Origin of the sequence: Streptomyces sp. NPDC087859 (genome assembly GCF_044742595.1) — a bacterium.
GTDB classification, from domain to species: domain Bacteria; phylum Actinomycetota; class Actinomycetes; order Streptomycetales; family Streptomycetaceae; genus Streptomyces; species Streptomyces canus_F.
This window is the reverse complement of record NZ_JBIUUU010000032.1, coordinates 1-17,438: the sequence shown is the minus strand read 5'-3', so window position 1 is coordinate 17,438 and position 17,438 is coordinate 1. Positions and strand designations below refer to the sequence as shown.

General features: G+C 70.9%; 14 protein-coding genes. 7 read left to right on the top strand and 7 right to left on the bottom strand.

Annotated features, from left to right (window positions below; all coding sequences use genetic code 11):
* Positions 1-59 precede the first annotated feature (59 nt).
* From ACIOHP_RS47070 to ACIOHP_RS47060, 3 genes are all read right to left on the bottom strand, one after another.
* Positions 60-962 (bottom strand): alpha/beta fold hydrolase, encoded by a 903-nt coding sequence (locus ACIOHP_RS47070; RefSeq protein ID WP_401897578.1) that lies wholly within the window; start codon positions 960-962, stop codon positions 60-62.
* Positions 963-1,066: 104 nt separating this feature from the next.
* Positions 1,067-2,032: an RNA polymerase sigma factor gene (locus ACIOHP_RS47065; RefSeq protein WP_401897576.1), complete on the bottom strand. Its 966-nt coding sequence runs from the start codon at positions 2,030-2,032 to the stop codon at positions 1,067-1,069.
* A 561-nt stretch (positions 2,033-2,593) separates the two neighbouring features.
* Positions 2,594-3,064, bottom strand: a complete 471-nt coding sequence (locus ACIOHP_RS47060) for an SsgA family sporulation/cell division regulator (protein ID WP_401897575.1) — start codon at positions 3,062-3,064, stop codon at positions 2,594-2,596.
* A 374-nt stretch (positions 3,065-3,438) separates the two neighbouring features.
* Between ACIOHP_RS47060 and ACIOHP_RS47055 the strand changes: the two genes are divergently transcribed.
* On the top strand, positions 3,439-4,251 hold the full coding sequence (locus tag ACIOHP_RS47055; RefSeq protein WP_401897573.1) for an alpha/beta hydrolase: 813 nt from the start codon (positions 3,439-3,441) through the stop codon (positions 4,249-4,251).
* 32 nt (positions 4,252-4,283) lie between these two features.
* Here ACIOHP_RS47055 and ACIOHP_RS47050 read toward each other — a convergent pair whose 3' ends face one another.
* Positions 4,284-7,022 carry an ATP-binding protein gene (locus tag ACIOHP_RS47050; protein ID WP_401897688.1) on the bottom strand — a complete coding sequence of 913 codons (2,739 nt, stop codon included), beginning with the start codon at positions 7,020-7,022 and terminating at the stop codon, positions 4,284-4,286.
* A gap of 625 nt (positions 7,023-7,647) precedes the next feature.
* Between ACIOHP_RS47050 and ACIOHP_RS47045 the strand changes: the two genes are divergently transcribed.
* The 5 genes from ACIOHP_RS47045 to ACIOHP_RS47025 all read left to right on the top strand — a co-directional run bounded on the left by ACIOHP_RS47045 (position 7,648) and on the right by ACIOHP_RS47025 (position 11,319).
* Complete coding sequence (locus tag ACIOHP_RS47045) at positions 7,648-8,049, top strand: WhiB family transcriptional regulator (RefSeq protein ID WP_401897571.1); 402 nt, start codon at positions 7,648-7,650, stop codon at positions 8,047-8,049.
* 350 nt (positions 8,050-8,399) lie between these two features.
* Entirely contained in the window at positions 8,400-9,236 is an 837-nt protein-coding gene (locus ACIOHP_RS47040; protein ID WP_401897568.1) for a prephenate dehydratase, read from the top strand.
* Between the two features lie 178 nt (positions 9,237-9,414).
* The gene (locus tag ACIOHP_RS47035) at positions 9,415-10,080 is read left to right on the top strand and encodes an HAD family hydrolase (RefSeq protein ID WP_401897566.1); all 666 of its coding nucleotides are present in this window, start codon (positions 9,415-9,417) and stop codon (positions 10,078-10,080) included.
* Between the two features lie 27 nt (positions 10,081-10,107).
* Positions 10,108-11,025 carry a TIGR03619 family F420-dependent LLM class oxidoreductase gene (locus ACIOHP_RS47030; protein WP_401897565.1) on the top strand — a complete coding sequence of 306 codons (918 nt, stop codon included), beginning with the start codon at positions 10,108-10,110 and terminating at the stop codon, positions 11,023-11,025.
* 135 nt (positions 11,026-11,160) lie between these two features.
* Positions 11,161-11,319: a hypothetical protein gene (locus tag ACIOHP_RS47025; protein ID WP_401897564.1), complete on the top strand. Its 159-nt coding sequence runs from the start codon at positions 11,161-11,163 to the stop codon at positions 11,317-11,319.
* 109 nt (positions 11,320-11,428) lie between these two features.
* Here the strand turns inward: ACIOHP_RS47025 and ACIOHP_RS47020 are convergent, their stop codons facing one another.
* Positions 11,429-11,917 (bottom strand): TetR/AcrR family transcriptional regulator, encoded by a 489-nt coding sequence (locus ACIOHP_RS47020; RefSeq protein ID WP_401897685.1) that lies wholly within the window; start codon positions 11,915-11,917, stop codon positions 11,429-11,431.
* A 199-nt stretch (positions 11,918-12,116) separates the two neighbouring features.
* On the opposite strand from ACIOHP_RS47020, the gene ACIOHP_RS47015 reads away from it, so the two are divergent.
* Positions 12,117-13,682, top strand: coding sequence for an MDR family MFS transporter (locus tag ACIOHP_RS47015; RefSeq protein ID WP_401897563.1), 1,566 nt, complete (start codon positions 12,117-12,119; stop codon positions 13,680-13,682).
* Between the two features lie 60 nt (positions 13,683-13,742).
* On the opposite strand, the gene ACIOHP_RS47010 is transcribed toward ACIOHP_RS47015, so the two are convergent.
* On the bottom strand, positions 13,743-14,216 hold the full coding sequence (locus tag ACIOHP_RS47010; protein ID WP_401897560.1) for an SRPBCC family protein: 474 nt from the start codon (positions 14,214-14,216) through the stop codon (positions 13,743-13,745).
* Between the two features lie 162 nt (positions 14,217-14,378).
* On the bottom strand, positions 14,379-17,180 hold the full coding sequence (locus tag ACIOHP_RS47005) for an ATP-binding protein (RefSeq protein ID WP_401897558.1): 2,802 nt from the start codon (positions 17,178-17,180) through the stop codon (positions 14,379-14,381).
* Positions 17,181-17,438 lie beyond the last annotated feature (258 nt).

The following is a 17,438-nucleotide window of genomic DNA, read 5'->3' as shown; positions in this document are numbered from 1 at the left end:
CCGAAGGTTCACGTGCGTCGCCCCCCGCCCAGGCCGACGCACGTGACCTGTCTTCCGCCTTACGCCCTGGTCCGCAGGACGAAGGCACGGACCGCTTCCGCGAACACTTCGGGCTCCTCGACGTGCCCCATGTGCCCGCTGTTCTCCAGCACCAGCAGCTGCGAGTCAGGGATCAGCTCGTCCAGTTCGAACCCCCAGCGGGGGCCGCAGATCACGTCATGACGGCCCACGATCACCAGCGCCGCCGGCTCCAGCCCTTTCAGGGCGGCGCGGTCGTCGATGACCTCGGGGACGAGGTCCTCGTCCAGGCCGGAGATGTAGGTGGCCCGGACCGCGTCACGGAAGGGTGCCAGCCGCTCCTCGTTGGCCCAGTAGTCGGCGAAGTACGAGGGCAGCACGCCCCGCGCGACCGCCAGGGTCTGCTCATCGCTGGAGATGGTGGACATGGCCCCGAACGCCGCCAGGACGTCGGGCAGCCCGGGGTGGTCCGCGTGCCGGGCGACGAACGCCTCCACCATGCGGCCCGCCTCCGCGCCGTGCTCGGGACCGGTGACAGGGGCGCCTTCGTACAGCACGACGCCTGCCACCTGCTCAGGGCGGTGCAGGGCGTGATAGGCGGCCACGAAGGCGCCGTGGGAATGCCCCAGCAGGTGCACTTTGGATACACCGAGGCGGTTGATCAGCACCTGGAGGAAGCGGCTGTAGCGCTCGCGGGTGTAACCGTGCGGGTGCGAGGGGAGTCGGCTGTCCTCGGAGGTGCCCACGGGTTCGACGTAGACCATGGTCAGTTGCTCTTCGAGGGCGGGCATGCGCAGGTACTCGTAGAAGATGCCGGGCCCGCCGGAGTGCGCCACACACACCGGGCCGCGGCCGTGGACGTGATAGCGCTGGACGATTCCGCCGGTTTGGTAGGAGTGGGTGCCGGGGGAGAGCGGGTCGGTGTGGGTGGTGGATGTACTCATCGGGGTCTCCGTAGCTCCGCAGGGGGCGATGACACCGACAAGACGCTCTGGAATGCGAGAAGTTCTATCGCCGTGTTGTGATGCGGGTCACGGACTCTTCTGGCTCAGGCCGCGGCAGGCGCGGGCGCCGGCTCCGGGCGGGCCGCGTGGTACAGCGAGACCCGGTCGAAGCGGCCGCCGTCGAGCGACATGATCCAGGCGACCCCGGGCGGGCAGTGGTCCGGGTCGTCGGGTGGGCTGACCAGCTCCATCTCCCAGACGACCAGCGACCGTCCGGCCACCACATGCAGGGGGCGCTGGCGTACCCCTGCCGAGAGGTCTCCGTCCATGCCCGCCAGCAACAGGTCGGTGCCGCCGAGCCGTTGGCCTCCGGCCAGCAGTGAGACCTCGGGGGAGTAGCGGTCTTTGACCACCTTGCCGAACTCACCGCGTTCGGCGGCCGCGAGCGTCTCGCGCGCCTCCTGCCAACTGGCTTGGGTTCGACGGGACATGTCGTCGTGGGCCGAGGCCGCGGTGGCGGTGAGGGCCTGGGCGAGGGCGCCGCGCGCCTGGTTCAGCCGGCTGCGCACCGTGCTCACCGGAACCGCGCAGGCCTCGGCGATCTGCTGGTAGGAGGTGACTGCGGTGGAGAAGTACCGCAGGACCAGGGGAAGTCGCAGCGTCGGCGTCAGCGCCTCGACGGCTTCCCAGACCCAGTCCCGCAGCGCATGGGACTGCAGGACCTGTTCGGGCGTGCCTCCGGAGGCGGGGAGGGGGACCGTTTCCATGGGTTCGACCCGCTGGGCGTTCCGCAGCAGCGTGCGGCAGCAGTTGCGGACGACCATCCGCAGCCAGGGCCCCACGGCTTCCGGGTCGCGGATGTCCACGATTCGGCGCAGTGCCACCAGCGCCGCCTCCTGCATGACGTCGTCCACGTCCGGGCCCGGCCCCAGCAGGCTGAGTGCCACCGCCCGCATGCCGGGCCGGTGCCGCTCCAGCAGCAGGGCCAGCGCCGACACGTCGCCCGACTGCGCCGCCCGGGTCAGAGCCGCGTCCTGCGCCGGACCGGCGTCGCCGAGTATCCCGCTCATACCTTGTCCTCCCGGCCGCGACACGTGTCTTCGACCTTAACCGCTGCGCGGGGGACAGAGCTCAGTACCGGATCTGACCGACACGTGTGTGGGCTGGAGCGGTCGCCTTCATGTCGGGGAAGAGCATGAGGACGACCGCCCCGTCCTGCGCCCTGGACCAGCCAAAGAACGTCCCCGGCGCAGGAGTCTTCTCTGGGGCAACGAGGTTGAGGGCCCGGGAGGTTCACAGCAGGTGGGGACAAGCGGACTGCCCGGCTGGTTCGCACCCTTTTGCCCCTTACGGCCTCGCGGACCGGAGCACTGGATGACGAACGACCCGACGACGACACCTGGTTCAGCACCTTTCGCGCAAGCGCTCCCGGACACCGCGAACTTCCGCAATCCGCGCTGCCACCGGTCGACGGACGTGCCGAGCACACTCGACTACGACCGCCTGACCGCTGGCACCGGGGCAACCGCCCTGACCGCCGTGTCATGGCCCGAGCCGCGGACGCGTCCGGGGCGGTGCCGAGGAACGCGCGACGCAGCGTCGCAGGCTCGGGACAGCGGCGCTGAACACGATCAGTCGCAGTGAGCCTGCGGCTTCTGGAGCAGATCAGCCGTCGCGGCGTCCCAGTCGATCTCGCTGAGCTCGTCGCCGGCGGGCACCAGCTCGTACGTGTGCGCCAGCCACTCAGCCAACGGCAGCGAAGGCAGTTCGAACAGGGCTGCCATGTCCTGGGAGACCAGTTGCAGCCGCGCGGTGGCCCGCCCGGCGGACTGCGACGGCCAGATCTGGACGGAGCCGAGACCGCTCACCGAGTGGAGCCCCTGCTGGAGGAGGTCACGGCCGATCCGCCACAGGACACACGGGCCGTCGTGGATGGCCAGCTCCATGGACACGATCCAGGGAGTATCCGGGTCGAACCGGAATTCGGCCCGTACGGCCTGCCGGGTGGCGAGGTCCAACACCCGCTCGATGTCCAGCGACAGCTCATGGCGACCGTCCGCTGTGGTCCGGCGGACCTGTCGATCTGATGGGTTGCCGCTCATGACGAGTGATCCCTCTCTGTGGCGGAAGCTGGCCTCACCCACTCTCGCGGCCGCGCGAGCGGCGTACATAAGTAACATGACCGGCGGACTTCACGGACTTCGGCGGCGAACGCCGTATCGCGCGCCCCTCCGGCGCTTTTCCAGACGGACCGGTGTCCGCTTCATGTCGGTCTGGTCGGGGCTTGCCCGACCCGCCCGGCGCTCGTCGACAACCAGTCCAGCGAGCCCGCCCCGGTCTGTGGGGCCCCGGCGGGTACTGCGGGCCGCGAACATTAAGTCATTCGACTGTCGCCCCCTGACCTGCGCCTGAACGATGCTGAAACAGTCGCCCGTGTGCCGGTGCCGGGTGATCGTCTGGCTCGGAGGAAGCAGCCGTGAACCGTACCCCCGTGGTCTTCATCCATGGCGCGTGGCTGCACGCGCTCTCCTGGGAGTCATGGGCGGAGCGTTTCGCAAGCCGGGGCTATGCCTCCTTCACGCCGGGCTGGCCGGGGGAGCCGCTCACGGTGGCCGAGACGCGGAAGTCCGCCGAGCGGCTCGCCGACGTCGGCCTGGATCTGCTGACCGACCACTACGCGAAAATCGTAGGCTCGTTCGATATCGCGCCGGTGATCATCGGGCACTCGATCGGTGGCCTGATCGCCCAGCACCTCATCGGCGCCAACATCGGCGGGGCCGCGGTGGCGATCGCGCCCGTACCGGTCAACGCCATCGCGCCGCCCACCCCGCCGTCCGGACTGTGGCTGCCCGGTCAGGCCGACGGCGGCGACCCCTCGGTGTACGGCTCTTCGGTGTCCCTGACCCCGGAGCAGTTCCACCGCTTCTTCGCGAACAGGGTCAGTGCACGGGAGTCGGCCCGCCTCTTCGAGCGCTATGGGGTGCCGACGCCCCGACGGCTGCTCACCGACCTCGGGTACGTGGACTCGGCGCGCAGCCCACGTGCCGTGGCGGACGTCGACAACGCGGACCGCGGCCCGCTGCTGCTGATCTCGGGGCAGGAGGACCTGCTGGTGCCCGACGCCGCCACGCGCGCGGCCTACAAGCAGTACGGAGACTCCCGGGCCGTGACCGAACTCAAGCAGTTCGCGGACCGGGCGCACTCGCTGGTCATCGACAACGGATGGAGTTTCGTCGCGGACTACGTGCTCGGCTGGCTTGACGAACACGGCCTGCGGGCCCGCTTATAGGCGCCCGGCCGGGCGCCCGTACAGGGACCCACTCACACGTTCTGGTTGTCGGGAATCTTGCCCAGCGCGTCGCGCAGGGCCGCGCGGGAGGTGATGCCGAGCTTGGGGAAGACCCGGTACAGGTGTGAACTGACCGTCCGCGGGGACAGGTGCATGCGCTCGCCGATCTCCTTGTTCGTCAGACCGCTCGCGGCGAGGTTGGCGATACGGCGTTCCTGCCAGGTGAGCTCGGCGAGCGGGGTGGTCGCGCGGGTGGCGAGGCCCGAGACGCGCAGTTCGGCTTGGGCCCGTTCGGCCCAGGTGGCCGCACCGAGGCGTTGGAAGGTCTGGGCGGCGAGGGTGAGGGAGTGCCGGGCGGCCTTGGGGCCGTGGGTGTGGCGTTGGCGGATGCCGTGAGCGAGGTGGATGCGCGCGAGTTCGTAGGGGAAGAGGTGAGCCTGGGGGTGGGTCTGGGCCCGGTGGTAGTAGTGGTCGGCCTGGGCGGGGTCGGGGGTGGTCATGGCCAGGGCGCCGTAGGTGGTCAGGGCCAGACGGGGGGAGATGTCGGGGAGTCCTGCGTGCTGGGCGGCTTGGGCATGTTGGTGGGCCTGCTGGGTGCGGCCGGTGTGGAGGGCCGCTTCGACGAGGTCGAGGAGGGTGCGGGGGGCTTGGTGGGCGTAGGGCTGGAAGGTGCCGGGGGCAGTGATGCCGATGGCGTGGAGGTAGGCGGCCTCGTAGTCGCCCTCGGCGAGGGCGGCGGTGGTGCCGATGGCGTCGGTGATCTGGGTGAGGAAGCCGACGCCGCGGGGGCGGGCCCAGGCGTCGACGGTGGCCTGGAGCTCGCGGGCGCGCTCCACCTGACCGCGCAGCGCCGCCAGCAGGCCCAGATAGGCGTGCGTGTGACGGACGAACAGCGCGTGCTTGTGCGTGGTCGTCAGCTCCAGGCACCGCTGCCCGGTCCGCTCGGCCTCGTCCCACTCGCCCACCGCGATCTGGTCCAGCATGATCAGATGCAGCATGGTCATGGCGTCGGCCATGGCGCCTGTCTCGATCTCACGGTCCACCGTGCGCTGCAGATAGGGCCGGTACTGGCTGAGCGCGTCCACGTGATAGGCGGCGACGCCCAGCCGTGTGACGTCCCAGGGCCGCAGCGTGTGCAGGTCGGAGAAGGCGCGCTCCACCCGTGCGTGCACCCCCGTGCCGCGCAGGACCACGTCACCCCACGCGTCCTGGTAGATGCGCGAGTGCGCGGGCACCGCGTCGCCCAGGCTGTCCAGCAGCTCGTGGACCCGCTGCCACCACGCCTCGTCACTGCCGTACTGGCTGATGGCCAGCAGCAGATCGATCAGCCGCGTGAGCACCTCGTCCGACGGGGCCTCGCGGTCGCGCATGCTCTCGATCGCGGCGAAGACCTGGTGCTGGGAGGACCGGATGTCGCCGTCCTCGAAGAAGGCGACATAACCCGACGCGACCACCGAGTCCGGGGAGCCGTCGGTGTCCGCGCCGGCGCCCTCGCGGACCAGTTGCCGTGCCTGGTCCAGGCGGCCCGAGTGTCCGGCGACGTAGGCGGCACTGCCCAGCCTGCGGGACCGTTCCGCGCGGCTCTCGCTCAGCTCGGCGGCACGGGTCAGCCAGGCCACGGCGGTGACCGAGCCGCCCCGCCGGGTCGCGGACTCGGCGGCCGCTTCCAGGGCGGCCGCGACCTCCTCGTCCGGGTCGATGGTCGAGGCCGCCAGGTGGGTGGCCCGCCGCTCGACGTCGTCCCGGTGCACGTCGGCGAGTACGGCGTGCGCCGCGCGCCGCTCGTTCGGGGTCGCCGTCTGGACGACCGACGACCGCACCAGGGGGTGCCGGAAGACGAAGTCGCCGCTCAGCGGATCGACCTCCACCAGCCCGCAGTCCACGGCCTCGTCGGCGTCGGCCACGCGGTACCGCCCGCCCCGCGCCTGACCGGCCGCCGTCCCGGCCCCGACGCCGTCCAGGGCACCGCGCAGCAGCTCCGCGCGGACGCCGCCGCTCAGGGCCTTGATGCGGGCGCCGTACACCTGTTGCAGGCGTTGCGGCAGGGGGATGCCGGTGTACCCGAAGGACTCCTGGGGCGGGTGTTCCATCCGGTTGCCGCGCACATACGGAGGCAGCTCCAGCAGGGCCAGCGGGTTGCCCTGCGCCTCGTCCAGGACCAGTTGGCGGACGTGGTCGGCGAGATCGGGGTGGTGGATGTCCAGCATCTCCTCGGAGGCCTTCTGCGACAGCGTCGCCACCGTCAGCTCGGGCAGCGCGGCGGTGTCGAAGCCAGAGGGCACCCCGGCCCGCAGGACGACGACGAGCTTCACCGAGCTGCCGGTGAGGCGGCGTCCCACGAAACCGATGACCTCGGTGCTGGAGGCGTCCAGCCACTGGCCGTCGTCGAGCACCAGCAGCAGCGGATGCTGCGAAGCGGCCAGGGAGAGCAGGTCGAGGACGGCGATGCCGAGGGTCATGACCGACGGGGGAGTGCCCTCGCTCCGGCCGAAGACGACGTCGAAGACCTTGCGGTGGACCTCGTCCAGCCGGTCGATGGAGGACAACAGGGGATACAGGACCTGGTGCAGACCGGCGAAGGGCAGCTCCGACTCGGCCTCCACCCCGGCCGCCCGGATCACTCGGTGCTGCTCGGCCGCCGCGAGCTGCGAGACATGTCCCAGCAGCGCGCTCTTGCCCACACCCGAGTCCCCCCGCAGCACGAGCGCTCTGCCTCCGGGGGCTGCCACGAACGCGGACAGAACCTCCCGCTCGCTGTCCCGTCCGACCATTGTCCCGACCGCTGACTCCACCGTCCCCCACTCCCTTCCCGATGAACCGGTCCGGCCCGCACGCTGTCGCGTCCAGGCGTATGGATCACGCCAAAGCATTTGTGAGGGTACGTTGCTGACCCTCCCCGCCGTGGTGGCAGGTGTCTCCGCTGCGTTCGCCCGGACTCGAGGGAGGTGTGTGCCCGTACACCTCTTTCGGAGGGCTGCGCACGGGACAACGCGGCCGGTGGGCGGCCCGGCATTCCTCGGTGTGATCCGCGGCGGGGGTCCGCTGTACTCGTGATACGTCCGGTCGTCCGCCCGTCACACCTTCACGCAGAAGACTAGAGCGGACCGGGATGTCCGTCAGCCGGTATGGCCGAAATAGTTCCTGTTGTACGGCTGCCCCCATGCCCGGAGACGCTGTCTGTAGGGCTGGCCCCACGACCGGCGGCATCCATGCGGCCCGGCGCGCACGCCGACGGGGTGTGTACTTCCCCGGTCCGGTGAAGTACGGCGTACCCGTACGCGGCCGCCTTCGGCGCGACGCCTCAGACACATGTGGGTTAATCTCGCACGCATCCAGCGGTATATGTGTACGACCGCGAAGGCGGGCCCCGAGGGGTGCCACTGGGAGCGAGCTGACATGGACTGGGCCGACCAGGCGCTGTGCCGGACGCAGCCGGACCGGATGTTCGTCGAAGGCACCGCCCAGAACGCGGCCAAGACCCTGTGTCTGGACTGTCCGGTGCGGCTCGACTGCCTCGCCCACGCCCTCGACCACCGCGAGGAGTACGGCGTTTGGGGCGCGATGACCGAGCGGGAGCGGCGGGCGCTGCTGCGCCGGCGGCCGACCGTGACCTCGTGGGCGGAGATCTTTCGGACGGCTCACGCGGACACCTCGCTGATCAGCCATCCCCACGAGGAGACCGGCCCCTGGCTGCCCCTGCCCCTGCCCCTGCCGGTGCCCGTGACAGGCGTCGGCGAACGGACTTCTTCGTCATCGCGTCGAAAGCGCCGCCCGAGGCGAGCCGAACCGGCACCGTGATCCGCCTCGATGACCTGGGCGTTCCTCTGGACGGCGGTCACCGCTCCGGCCCTGGGAGCGGGGCGCCGCCGTATCACCGACGCACTGGCCGCCCCACATGCGGCTGGGGCGGCCAGTACCCTCCACGCCGACCGAGCAGCGGCTCGCCGCGCGCGTCCCGCGAGCCGGTCAAGCCGTCCACTATGTGGTCGCAGCGGCATACGACCACACGTTGACGACAGACTTGAGCGGCGCCTGCCACCCCCTGGTGAGCCCGATCGAAGCGGGTTCACCGGTACTTCAGCAGGCGCGCTACACGACGGAGCTTCTGCCGCCCGGCGACAGGACCTCCTTGAGGAAGGCTGACCACGGTGACGATCGCCGCATATCAGGGTGAATCCGGTTCCAACTCGGCGACCGCCGCACGCGCCCTCTTCCCCGACGCCCGCGAACTGCCCTGCACGGGATTCGAGCAGGCTCTGGACGCCGTGACGCTGGGCGACGCCGACGTCGCGGTGATCCCGGTGGACAACTCCGCGGCCGGACGCGTCGCCGACGTTCACCATCTGCTGCCCGAGTCGGGGCTGTTCATCGTCGCCGAGTACTTCCTCGCGATCCGCTTCGACCTGATGGCGGTGCCCGGCGCGACGCTGGAGCAGGTGGAGTGCGTACGCAGCCATGTGCACGCCCTGGGCCAGTGCCGCAAGGTGCTGCGGGAAGGCGGCTGGCGCACCCTGGTCAGCGACGACACCGCCGGAGCGGCGCGCGAGGTCGCCGAGCTCGGCGATCCGCGGCACGCCGCGCTCGCCCCGCCCGCGGCGGCCGGGCTCTACGGCCTGGAGGTGCTGCGCGCCGAGGTCGAGGACGACCCGGACAACACCACCCGCTTCGTCGTCCTGTCCCGGGACGCGGCCTTCGCCCCGCACACCGGGCAGCCGACGATGACCAGCCTGTTCTTCTGCGTCCGCAACATCCCCAGCGCCCTCTACAAGGCGCTCGGCGGGTTCGCCAGCAGCGGTGTGAACCTCACCAAGATCGAGAGCTACCAGATGGGCGCGGGCCTCAACCCCAGCCGCTTCTACGTCGAGATCGAGGGTCACCCCGACGACGAGCGCGTCGCCCTCGCCCTGCACGAACTGCGCTTCTTCTCCTCCGAGGTGCGCATCCTGGGCGTCTACACCGCGCACCCGCACCGCGCCGGGAGCTGAGAAGGGGACGGGTTCCCCGCCGCCGTCGCCATGGGCACCGGGGAACCTCTCATCAGCACGACGTAGCCGACCGCTCCGAAGGTTCACACCACACCCGCCGCATGTGTGTGTCCATCGACACCTGCCGAGATACATGCCCCGACGGAAACGGCCCGCGGCCACCTTCTAAAGTGTGAGTATGACCCAGCACCACAAGGGCCTCGTCCTCGACTTCGGTGGTGTGCTGACAACCCCTCTGCTGCCCGCCGCGCTCGCTTTCGAACGCCGCGAGGGACTCGCCGAGGGAACCCTGCTCACCGGCCTCTACCTGGACCCCGAGGGGATCCGGCGCACCGAGGAACTGGAGCGCGGCACACTCACGCAGAGCCGATGGAACGAGGCGGCCGCCGAACGCCTCGGCATTCCGCCGGACAACCTGATGGGCCGCATCTTCGCGGATCTGCGCCCCGAGCCAGCGATGATCGCCGCGGCCGCCGCCGCCCGCCGGGCGGGCATCAAGGTCGGCATCCTCTCCAACTCCGTGGGCCTGACCCCGTGGAACCTGTACGAGGGCTACGACGTGGAGACGCGGTACGACGCCCTGGTGCTGTCCGAGGTGCACGGCATGCGCAAGCCCGAACCGGGGATCTTCCGGCTCGTGTTGAAGGAACTCGGTCTGACGGCCGAGGAGTGCGTGTTCGTGGACGACACCGAGCAGCACCTGTCGCCGGCCGCCGAGCTGGGCTTCGCCACCGTCCACGCCGTGGATCCCGCGCAGACGGTGGCCGCCCTGGAAGCCCTGCTCGGCGTCCCGTTGACGGAACCGAGCACCCCGGACACGGCCCCGAACCGGGTCACGCCTTGAGGAGACACCTGTGAAGAGGAGACACCTGTGAAACTGGGTCTGGCCTTGCCGACCTTCGGTCCCGACTCTTGTCCGGAAGGCATCCTGCGGATCTGCCGCACCGCCGAGGACATGGGATACGACTCCCTGTGGACCGGCGACCGCGTTCTCGCCCCCCGTGTGCCGAGCGCGCCGTACCCGAGCTCCACCGGCGAGATGCCGCGCGCCTACGAGAACCACATGGACCCGTTGGTCGCCCTGACGTTCGCCGCGTCCCACACGACACGGGTCCACCTGGGCACGAGCACGCTGAACGGTCTGTGGCTGCCACCGCTCATGCTGGCCCGGTCGTTGACCACCCTCGACGTCCTCAGCAGGGGACGTCTGGTCGTCGGACTCGGCCTGGGCTGGATGCCCGACGAGTACACCGCGGTCTCCGTGCCCTGGAAGGGGCGCGGCGCGCGGCTCGACGAGACCCTGGACGTCCTGGCGGAGTACTGGGCCAGCGATGTCTTCGCGCACGAGGGGCCGCTGTTCACCATCCCGGAGACGGTGGTCGGCCTCAAGCCCAGCCAGCGGCCCGGGCCTCCCGTGCTGCTGGCCGCGTTCACCCCCAGTGGACTGCGGCGGGTGGGGCGGCGGTTGGACGGCTGGCTGCCCGTGGCGATGCCCCTGCCCCACCTGATGGGCATGTGGGACGTCATCCAGAAGGAAGCGGTGCGGGCCGAACGCGATCCGGCGACCCTGCGGATGGCGCTGCGCGTCAACCCCCAGCTGACGGACACGCGGACCGACCCGGACCGGATGCCGCAGGCGGGCACCCTCGGCCAGTACGTCGACTACGCGCGGGCCGCCGCGGAGGCGGGCGTGCACGAACTGTTCGTGGACTTCGGGCAGACACCGGCGACGCTCGCCGAACGCGTCGACCTGGCCGGCCGGTTCCTCGAAGGGGTCCGCCGGGGCTGATCCCATGCGGTCCGACGGTAAGCGGAATGTGTCGGTCGCTTTCTTGGTTTCTCGGAGCACTCACCCTTCGACTCCTCACCGCCTGGGCGCCGCGCCCTGGGGCGAGCTTTGTCGAACGCACTGATGGGAGAAGCCTTGAAGCGCTCCACCTCCAGGAACGAGTCGCCCCGCCTCCGCCGCGTCCATCTGCCCGGTACCGTGCCGTCGCCCGCCCCGGCCGCCCCGCGGCCGCTGGACGCCGAGAAGAAGCGGGAGACCACGGACACGGACACGGTCCGGCAGGTCGTGGAATGAGGTGAGCGACGGCGGACCGTCCCGGTGACACCGCCTTGCCGCTCACGCCGACGGCCCTCGAAGACACCTTGCTCCAGGTGTCTTCGAGGGCCGTCGGCGTGTCAAGCGGTCATGACGTGCCGAGCCCGTTCAGCAGGGTGTCGACGACCACGTCCGCGGCCTGCCCCGGGGTCAACTCGGGCAGCTGTCGGGACACCAGGTGCATCAGCTGCGGCAGCAGCACGCTCGCCCATCCGGCCGGCAGGTCGTCGCGCAACAGGCCCTCGTCGGTGGCGCGCCGCAGGAAGGCGTCGACCTCGTGGATGGAGGCGTCGCGGCGGGCGTGCACGTCGGCGTCGGCGAGCATGCGGGCGAGGTCGACGGGCCAGGTCCGGTTGACGACGATGATGTTCTCGACGTAGCGGTGCAGGGCGACGGCGACGGGCGCCTCGCGCAGGCGCGCGTCCTCGATGGCGTGCTCGATGGCCGTGAGGCGGGCTTCGTAGATGGCCGCGAGGAGGTCCTCGCGGGAGGCGAAGCGCCGGTAGACGGTACGCCGGTCGACACCCGCCTCGGCGGCGATGCTCGCGATGCTGGCGCCGGGGTCGGCGGCCAGCATGCGTGCCCCGGTGGTCAGGACGGCTTCCAGATTGCGTGCTGCGTCGGCTCTCACCGGCCCGAGTCTAGTACCGGAGTGTGATGCCTGAGACATCTAACGCCTCTCGGGAGTAGAACCCTGAGCATTAAGCGCTACAGTGAAGTGACAGATAATAGAACTTCCGTCATTCTGTTGTTCCACTTCTAGAGAGGTACCTTCCATGTCGAAGGCATCCGCGTCCTCATCACCCAAGGCAGGCGGGGTCGCCGCCGCGATGAGCGCGCTGGTCCTGGCCGTCCTGCTTGCCGCACTGGACCAGACGATCGTCTCCACCGCGCTGCCCCGCATAGCCGAGGACCTGAACGGGTTCGACGACATCGCGTGGGTCAGCGCCGCCTACCTGCTCGCCTCGACCGCGGTCACCCCGCTGTGGGGCAAGCTCGGCGACATGTTCGGCCGCAAGCGGCTGTACCTGACCTCGACCTCGATCTTCCTGATCGCCTCGGTGGCCTGTGGCCTCGCCCAGAACCTGCCCGAGCTGATCGGCGCCCGCGTCCTCCAGGGCATCGGAGGCGGCGGCATGATCGTGCTCACCTTCGCCCTCGTCGGCGACATCGTCGCCCCCAGCGAACGCGGCCGCTACCAGGGCATGTTCGGCTCGGTCTACGGCGTCGCCAGCATCGTCGGCCCCCTCCTGGGCGGCATCTTCACCGACCAGCTCTCCTGGCGGTGGGCCTTCCTGATCAACCTGCCCGTCGGCATCGTCGCCCTGACCATCGCCGCCCGCGCCCTGCCGGCCGCCACCCGAGGCGCGAAGGCCCGCATCGACTACCTCGGTGCCACCCTCCTGGCCGCCATCGCCACCGGCCTCGTCCTCGTCACCTCCTTCGGTGAGCGCTGGGGCTGGGGCTCACCGGCCATCGTCGGCCTGATCGCCGCCACCGTCGCACTCGCCGCCCTGCTGCTGCCCGTCGAGCGCCGCGCCGCCGCCCCGGTCCTGCCGCCGGCCATGCTCGGCTCGCGGACCGTGGTGTTCTCCTCACTGATCGGCTTCTTCGCCAACGCCGCGATGTTCTCCGTGCTGGTCTACCTGCCGACCTACCTCCAGATCGTGCACGGCGTCTCGGCCACCCTGTCCGGCATCTACATGCTGCCCCTGGTCGCCGGTCTGGTCATCAGCCAGTCCCTCGCCGGACGCTGGGCCGCACACGTCCACCTGCTGCGGAAGATCCTGCTGGCGGGCCTGATCGCCAACCTCGCCGGACTGCTCCTGCTCGGCACCATCGGGGCGGCCACCAACACCCTCGTGCTGAGCGTCTACTTCCTGATCACCGGTGTCGGCATCGGCATGGTCCCCATGGTCGTCCTGACCACCGTCCAGAACAGCGTGCCGGCCACCGATCTCGGCGCCGCCAGCGCCGTGGTCACCTTCGCCCGCTCCATCGGCGCAGCCTTCGGAGTCGCCGTCTTCGGCACCCTGCTCAACACCGGCTTCGCCGACCGCACCAACGCCCTGCCCACGGCGGGCGGGTTCGACGCCGCCCGCCCCGACACCATCGGCCGGCTGCCCGCCGCCCTGCGCGACACCGCCCTGGACGCCTTCGCCCACGCCACCGCCACCGGCTACCTCTGGATCGCCCCGACCCTCGCCATCGGCATCCTGCTCGCGCTCTTCCTCAAGCCGGCTCGCAAGAGCGGCGAGGCGAACCGCACCGTCCCCGACACCGAGGAACCCGACACCCAGGCCGCCGACACCGACGCCAAGGACACCGTCCCCGCCGCCTGACCCACCGCACGCACCGCCCTCGTCCGGCCGACACCCCCATGGGTGCCGGCCGGCGGCGTACTACGGGGCGCTCTCCGCGAGCCGCTTGAGCTGAGCCAGCCACAGGGAACTCAGACGCTGCGCCCAGGACGGGGACGACATCTGAAGCGACATGGCGGCCGCACCCCGGACCACGCTCTCGGCCACCACACAGGTGCCGAACTCGACCGCGATCAGCAGCCACGCCTGATACAGCTGCACACCGGCGCCGACACCCGACCAGCCGAGCCGGTACGGCGGCACACGCTCACCCACGAAGACCTCGAACCGGTGCCCGTGGAGCCACACCTCGAAGTTCCTGACGAACGGCCCGGCCCGCACCTCGGTGATGCCCGGCACCCACTCCGGCCATCGGGCCACATCCCCCAGCAACTCGAAGGCCCTGGCGGGCGGGGCGTTCACGACAGCCTGCGCCGCGCAGAAGCTCTGGGCCTGGTCGGGGGCGAACCCCGACGGCCAGTGGATGTCCGGGTGGCTGTCCGAGACGCCGGGCACCGGGTCCCCTCTCGTGGTGCGGGGTGGCTCCAGAAGCGGCCACCGGTCGAGGACGGACCGGAAGGACCCCCTCCACCCCCACTCTCCGCCGTGGGCCGGCACCCCGTATAGGTCAAATGACTTGGGGAGACCCAGCAGCCCAAGACACCCGGATCCGGTCCGTCACCCGCCGTCACCCGTCCCCGCGTCGAGCTCCGACAGCGCGTCCCGCAGCGCCGCCCGCGAGGTGATGCCCAGCTTGGGATAGATCTGGTACAGGTGTGTGCCGATGGTCCGATGGGACAGCATCAGCCGCTCGGCGATCTGCTTGTTGGTCAGCCCGGTCGCCGCGAGTCTGGCGATCTGCACCTCCTGCGCCGTCAGCGCCACCGGACCCGGCCGGACGTCGGCCGGCGCGGACTGGCCAGTGGCCCGCAGCTCCACCGCGGTACGCGCCACCCATGGCTTGGCACCCAGGCGCTGGAAGGCCTCCAGTGCCTGGACCAGCTGCTCCCGCGACAGCGCGGTGGCCCGCAGCCGCCGCAGCCGTTCGCCGTAGAAGAGACGCACCCGCGCCACGTCGAAGGGCCAGCGCTCCGGGTTGGGCAGGGCCAGCGCTCGGTCGAAGAGCGCCAGACCGGGCCGGCCGGGTGTGGTCAGCGCCTCGCAGGCCAGCACCAGCATCTCCAGCCGCGGCGACAACGCGGCCATCGACGATTCGCGCATCGCGACCGCATGCGCCGCGGCCTCCTTCTCCCGGCCGGTACGCAGGGCCGCCTCGACCAGGTCCATCGCGCCCCACATGGCGATATGGACGTACGGCGCCATGGTCCCGGGCGGGCTGAGCGTGCCGGCGTGCTGGTAGGCGGTCTCGAAGTCGCCGCTGCCGAGGGCCGCCAACGCCCGGGCGTGGCAGGCGAAGAACCGTGCGCCGTACGTTCCGCGCGGCATCGCCCACCGGACGATCTCCTCGGTCAGCGCGGCGCTGGTCTCCGCGTCGCCCTGCGCAGCGGCCACGGCCGCCTGAATGTACTGGAAGTACCACGCGAAGAACCGGTAGTCGTGGTTCTCACACAGTCTGAGACCTTCGGCGGCCAGCTCGGCGGCGTCCTCCCACCGGCCCAGATGGAAGTAGTCCAGGCCCAGATGCATCAGGGCCCCCAGGTGCCGCCGCACCGGCGCGGTTCCGGCGCGGCCCTGTTCCACCAGCTGTAGCGTGGCCCACCGGAAGTCGCCGAGCCGGTCGGCGAAGACCGAGGCGGTGCCGACGCGGATCACCCGGGTGGGGTCGTCGCCGACCGTGGCGATCAGCTCGGTCAGCCGGGGCAGCGCGGCCGCACCCGTGCGGGCCGGGTCGCCGAAGGTCTGGGTGATCACCCAGAGCAGTTCGGGGGGTGCGGGGGTGAGCCGGTTCATGAACGCGAGCATCGGCTCCCACAGCTTCGGGTCACCGCCGTACCAGCACAACAGCACCAGCAGGTGCAGCGCCTCGATGAGCCCCTCGTCGCCGGCGTCGTAGCCGTGGTCGGGCTCGGCCGTCTCGATCGCGCCGACCAGCAGCCGGTAGGCGGTGTCGATGTCGCCGTCCCGGTTGATCAGCAGGAAGGCGGACGCGGTGGCCGCGTGCAGCGACTGGTGTCCGGCGGGATGGACGAGCCGGGACTCGGCGAGCAGCCGTGTGGCGTCATCGAGTTCACCGCCGGCATCCACACCGACATAGGCCGCGACGGCGAGCCGACGGCTCTCGTCGGACGCGGCGGGACTGAGCCCCGCGGCCCGGGTCAGGGCGGCGACGGCGCCGAGCGCGTCCCCGCGGCGCAGCCGACGGCGCGCGGCCTCCTCAAGCAGGGCCGCGACCGTCTCGTCCGGGCCCGTCGCCGCCTCTCCCAGATGCCAGGCGCGGCGTTCCGGCTGGCCGCTGAGCACGTCCGCGAGTGTCTGATGGGCCTTTCTGCGGTCCGCGGCGCTCGCCAGCTCCACCACCGCGGAGCCGATCAGCGGATGGCGGAAGGACAGGCGGCGGTTGTCGGCGGAAACCGTCACCAGCCTGTTCCGCTCGGCCGGAGCGAGGTCGTCGACATCGGCCCGGCCGGCCGCGGCGGCCTCGATGGCGGGGAGGTCGCCGGTTCCGTCGAGGGCCGCGAGCAGCAGCAACTCGCGGCTGCGGGCGGGCAGTTCCGCCACCCGCGAGGCGAACAGGGCCTGCAACCGCTCACTCAGCGGTAGTACGGCCGGCACCGCCGCGAGCGTGGCGCGCTGTTCGGGGGAGAGCGCCGTCGGAAGCTCCACCAGCGCCAGCGGGTTGCCGCGCGCCTCGGCCGCGATCCGACGCCGTACGGCGGGGGAGACGTCGGGGTGCGCGAGGGCGAGGAGTTCGGTCGATGCGGCGTCGTCCAACGGCCGCAGCCGGTGCTCGGCCAGACCGCTGGACTCGAAGAAGCTGTCGGCGCCCTCACGGGAGGCGGCGAGGAAGCCGATCCGGCTGCCGATCAGCCGCCGGGCCACGAACCCGAGCACGGCGTTGGTCGCCCGGTCCAACCACGGCAGGTCGTCGATCACCAGCAGCAGCGGCGTACGGGCCGCGGTCAGCCGTAGCAGCAGCAACACCGCCGTGGAGGTCAGCAACCGGTCCGGCGCAGGCCCGCCCCCGATGCCGATCGCGACCCGCAGCGCGTCCCGGTGGACGGGATCGAGGACGTCGAGGTCGTCGAGGAGCGGGACGAGGAGCTGGTTGAGACCGGCATAGCTGATGTCCCCCTCGAACTGCACACCGGCCGCGCGCAGCACCCGGACGCCGTTGTGCAGGGCACCGGTGGCGACCGCGTCGAGCACCGCGGTCTTGCCCACCCCCGCCTCACCCGACAGCAGCAGGGCCGCGCCCTGGACCTCGGAGTTGCTGAAGAAGGACTGGATGAAGGCGAGGTCCTCGTCGCGTCCCACCAGCCGTGTCGAGGCCGGGCAGACGGTCGGGTCCAGGTCATTCATCGAGTTGCCTCCAGCGGCTGACATCTGGAGGCCCGGTGCTCTCCGCCGACCTGGCCGCGCTGCACCTGGCTCCGTGCGGTCATGCGATCACCGCAGTCTAAAGGGCGTCCGGATCATGCCCTCGTCGACCGGACCTGCGGGCACGGCGGGGGGCGCGGCTCGCCGGGGTTCTCTTTGCGTGAGTGATACACAAAGCGTAGGGCTCCCCCTATGGTCCGGTGGTGAGGCGGTCGGCATGCTGGAGGGCATGCGCATCAA

What these genes read in the sequence shown, in the direction of transcription:
- ACIOHP_RS47070 (WP_401897578.1), bottom strand. Translation starts at nt 962, where the DNA reads ATGAGTACATCCACCACCCACACCGACCCGCTCTCCCCCGGCACCCAC.
- ACIOHP_RS47065 (WP_401897576.1), bottom strand. Translation starts at nt 2,032, where the DNA reads ATGAGCGGGATACTCGGCGACGCCGGTCCGGCGCAGGACGCGGCTCTG.
- ACIOHP_RS47060 (WP_401897575.1), bottom strand. Translation starts at nt 3,064, where the DNA reads ATGAGCGGCAACCCATCAGATCGACAGGTCCGCCGGACCACAGCGGAC.
- ACIOHP_RS47050 (WP_401897688.1), bottom strand. Translation starts at nt 7,022, where the DNA reads ATGGTCGGACGGGACAGCGAGCGGGAGGTTCTGTCCGCGTTCGTGGCA.
- ACIOHP_RS47045 (WP_401897571.1), top strand. Translation starts at nt 7,648, where the DNA reads ATGGACTGGGCCGACCAGGCGCTGTGCCGGACGCAGCCGGACCGGATG.
- ACIOHP_RS47035 (WP_401897566.1), top strand. Translation starts at nt 9,415, where the DNA reads ATGACCCAGCACCACAAGGGCCTCGTCCTCGACTTCGGTGGTGTGCTG.
- ACIOHP_RS47020 (WP_401897685.1), bottom strand. Translation starts at nt 11,917, where the DNA reads ATGCTGGCCGCCGACCCCGGCGCCAGCATCGCGAGCATCGCCGCCGAG.
- ACIOHP_RS47015 (WP_401897563.1), top strand. Translation starts at nt 12,117, where the DNA reads ATGTCGAAGGCATCCGCGTCCTCATCACCCAAGGCAGGCGGGGTCGCC.
- ACIOHP_RS47005 (WP_401897558.1), bottom strand. Translation starts at nt 17,180, where the DNA reads ATGAATGACCTGGACCCGACCGTCTGCCCGGCCTCGACACGGCTGGTG.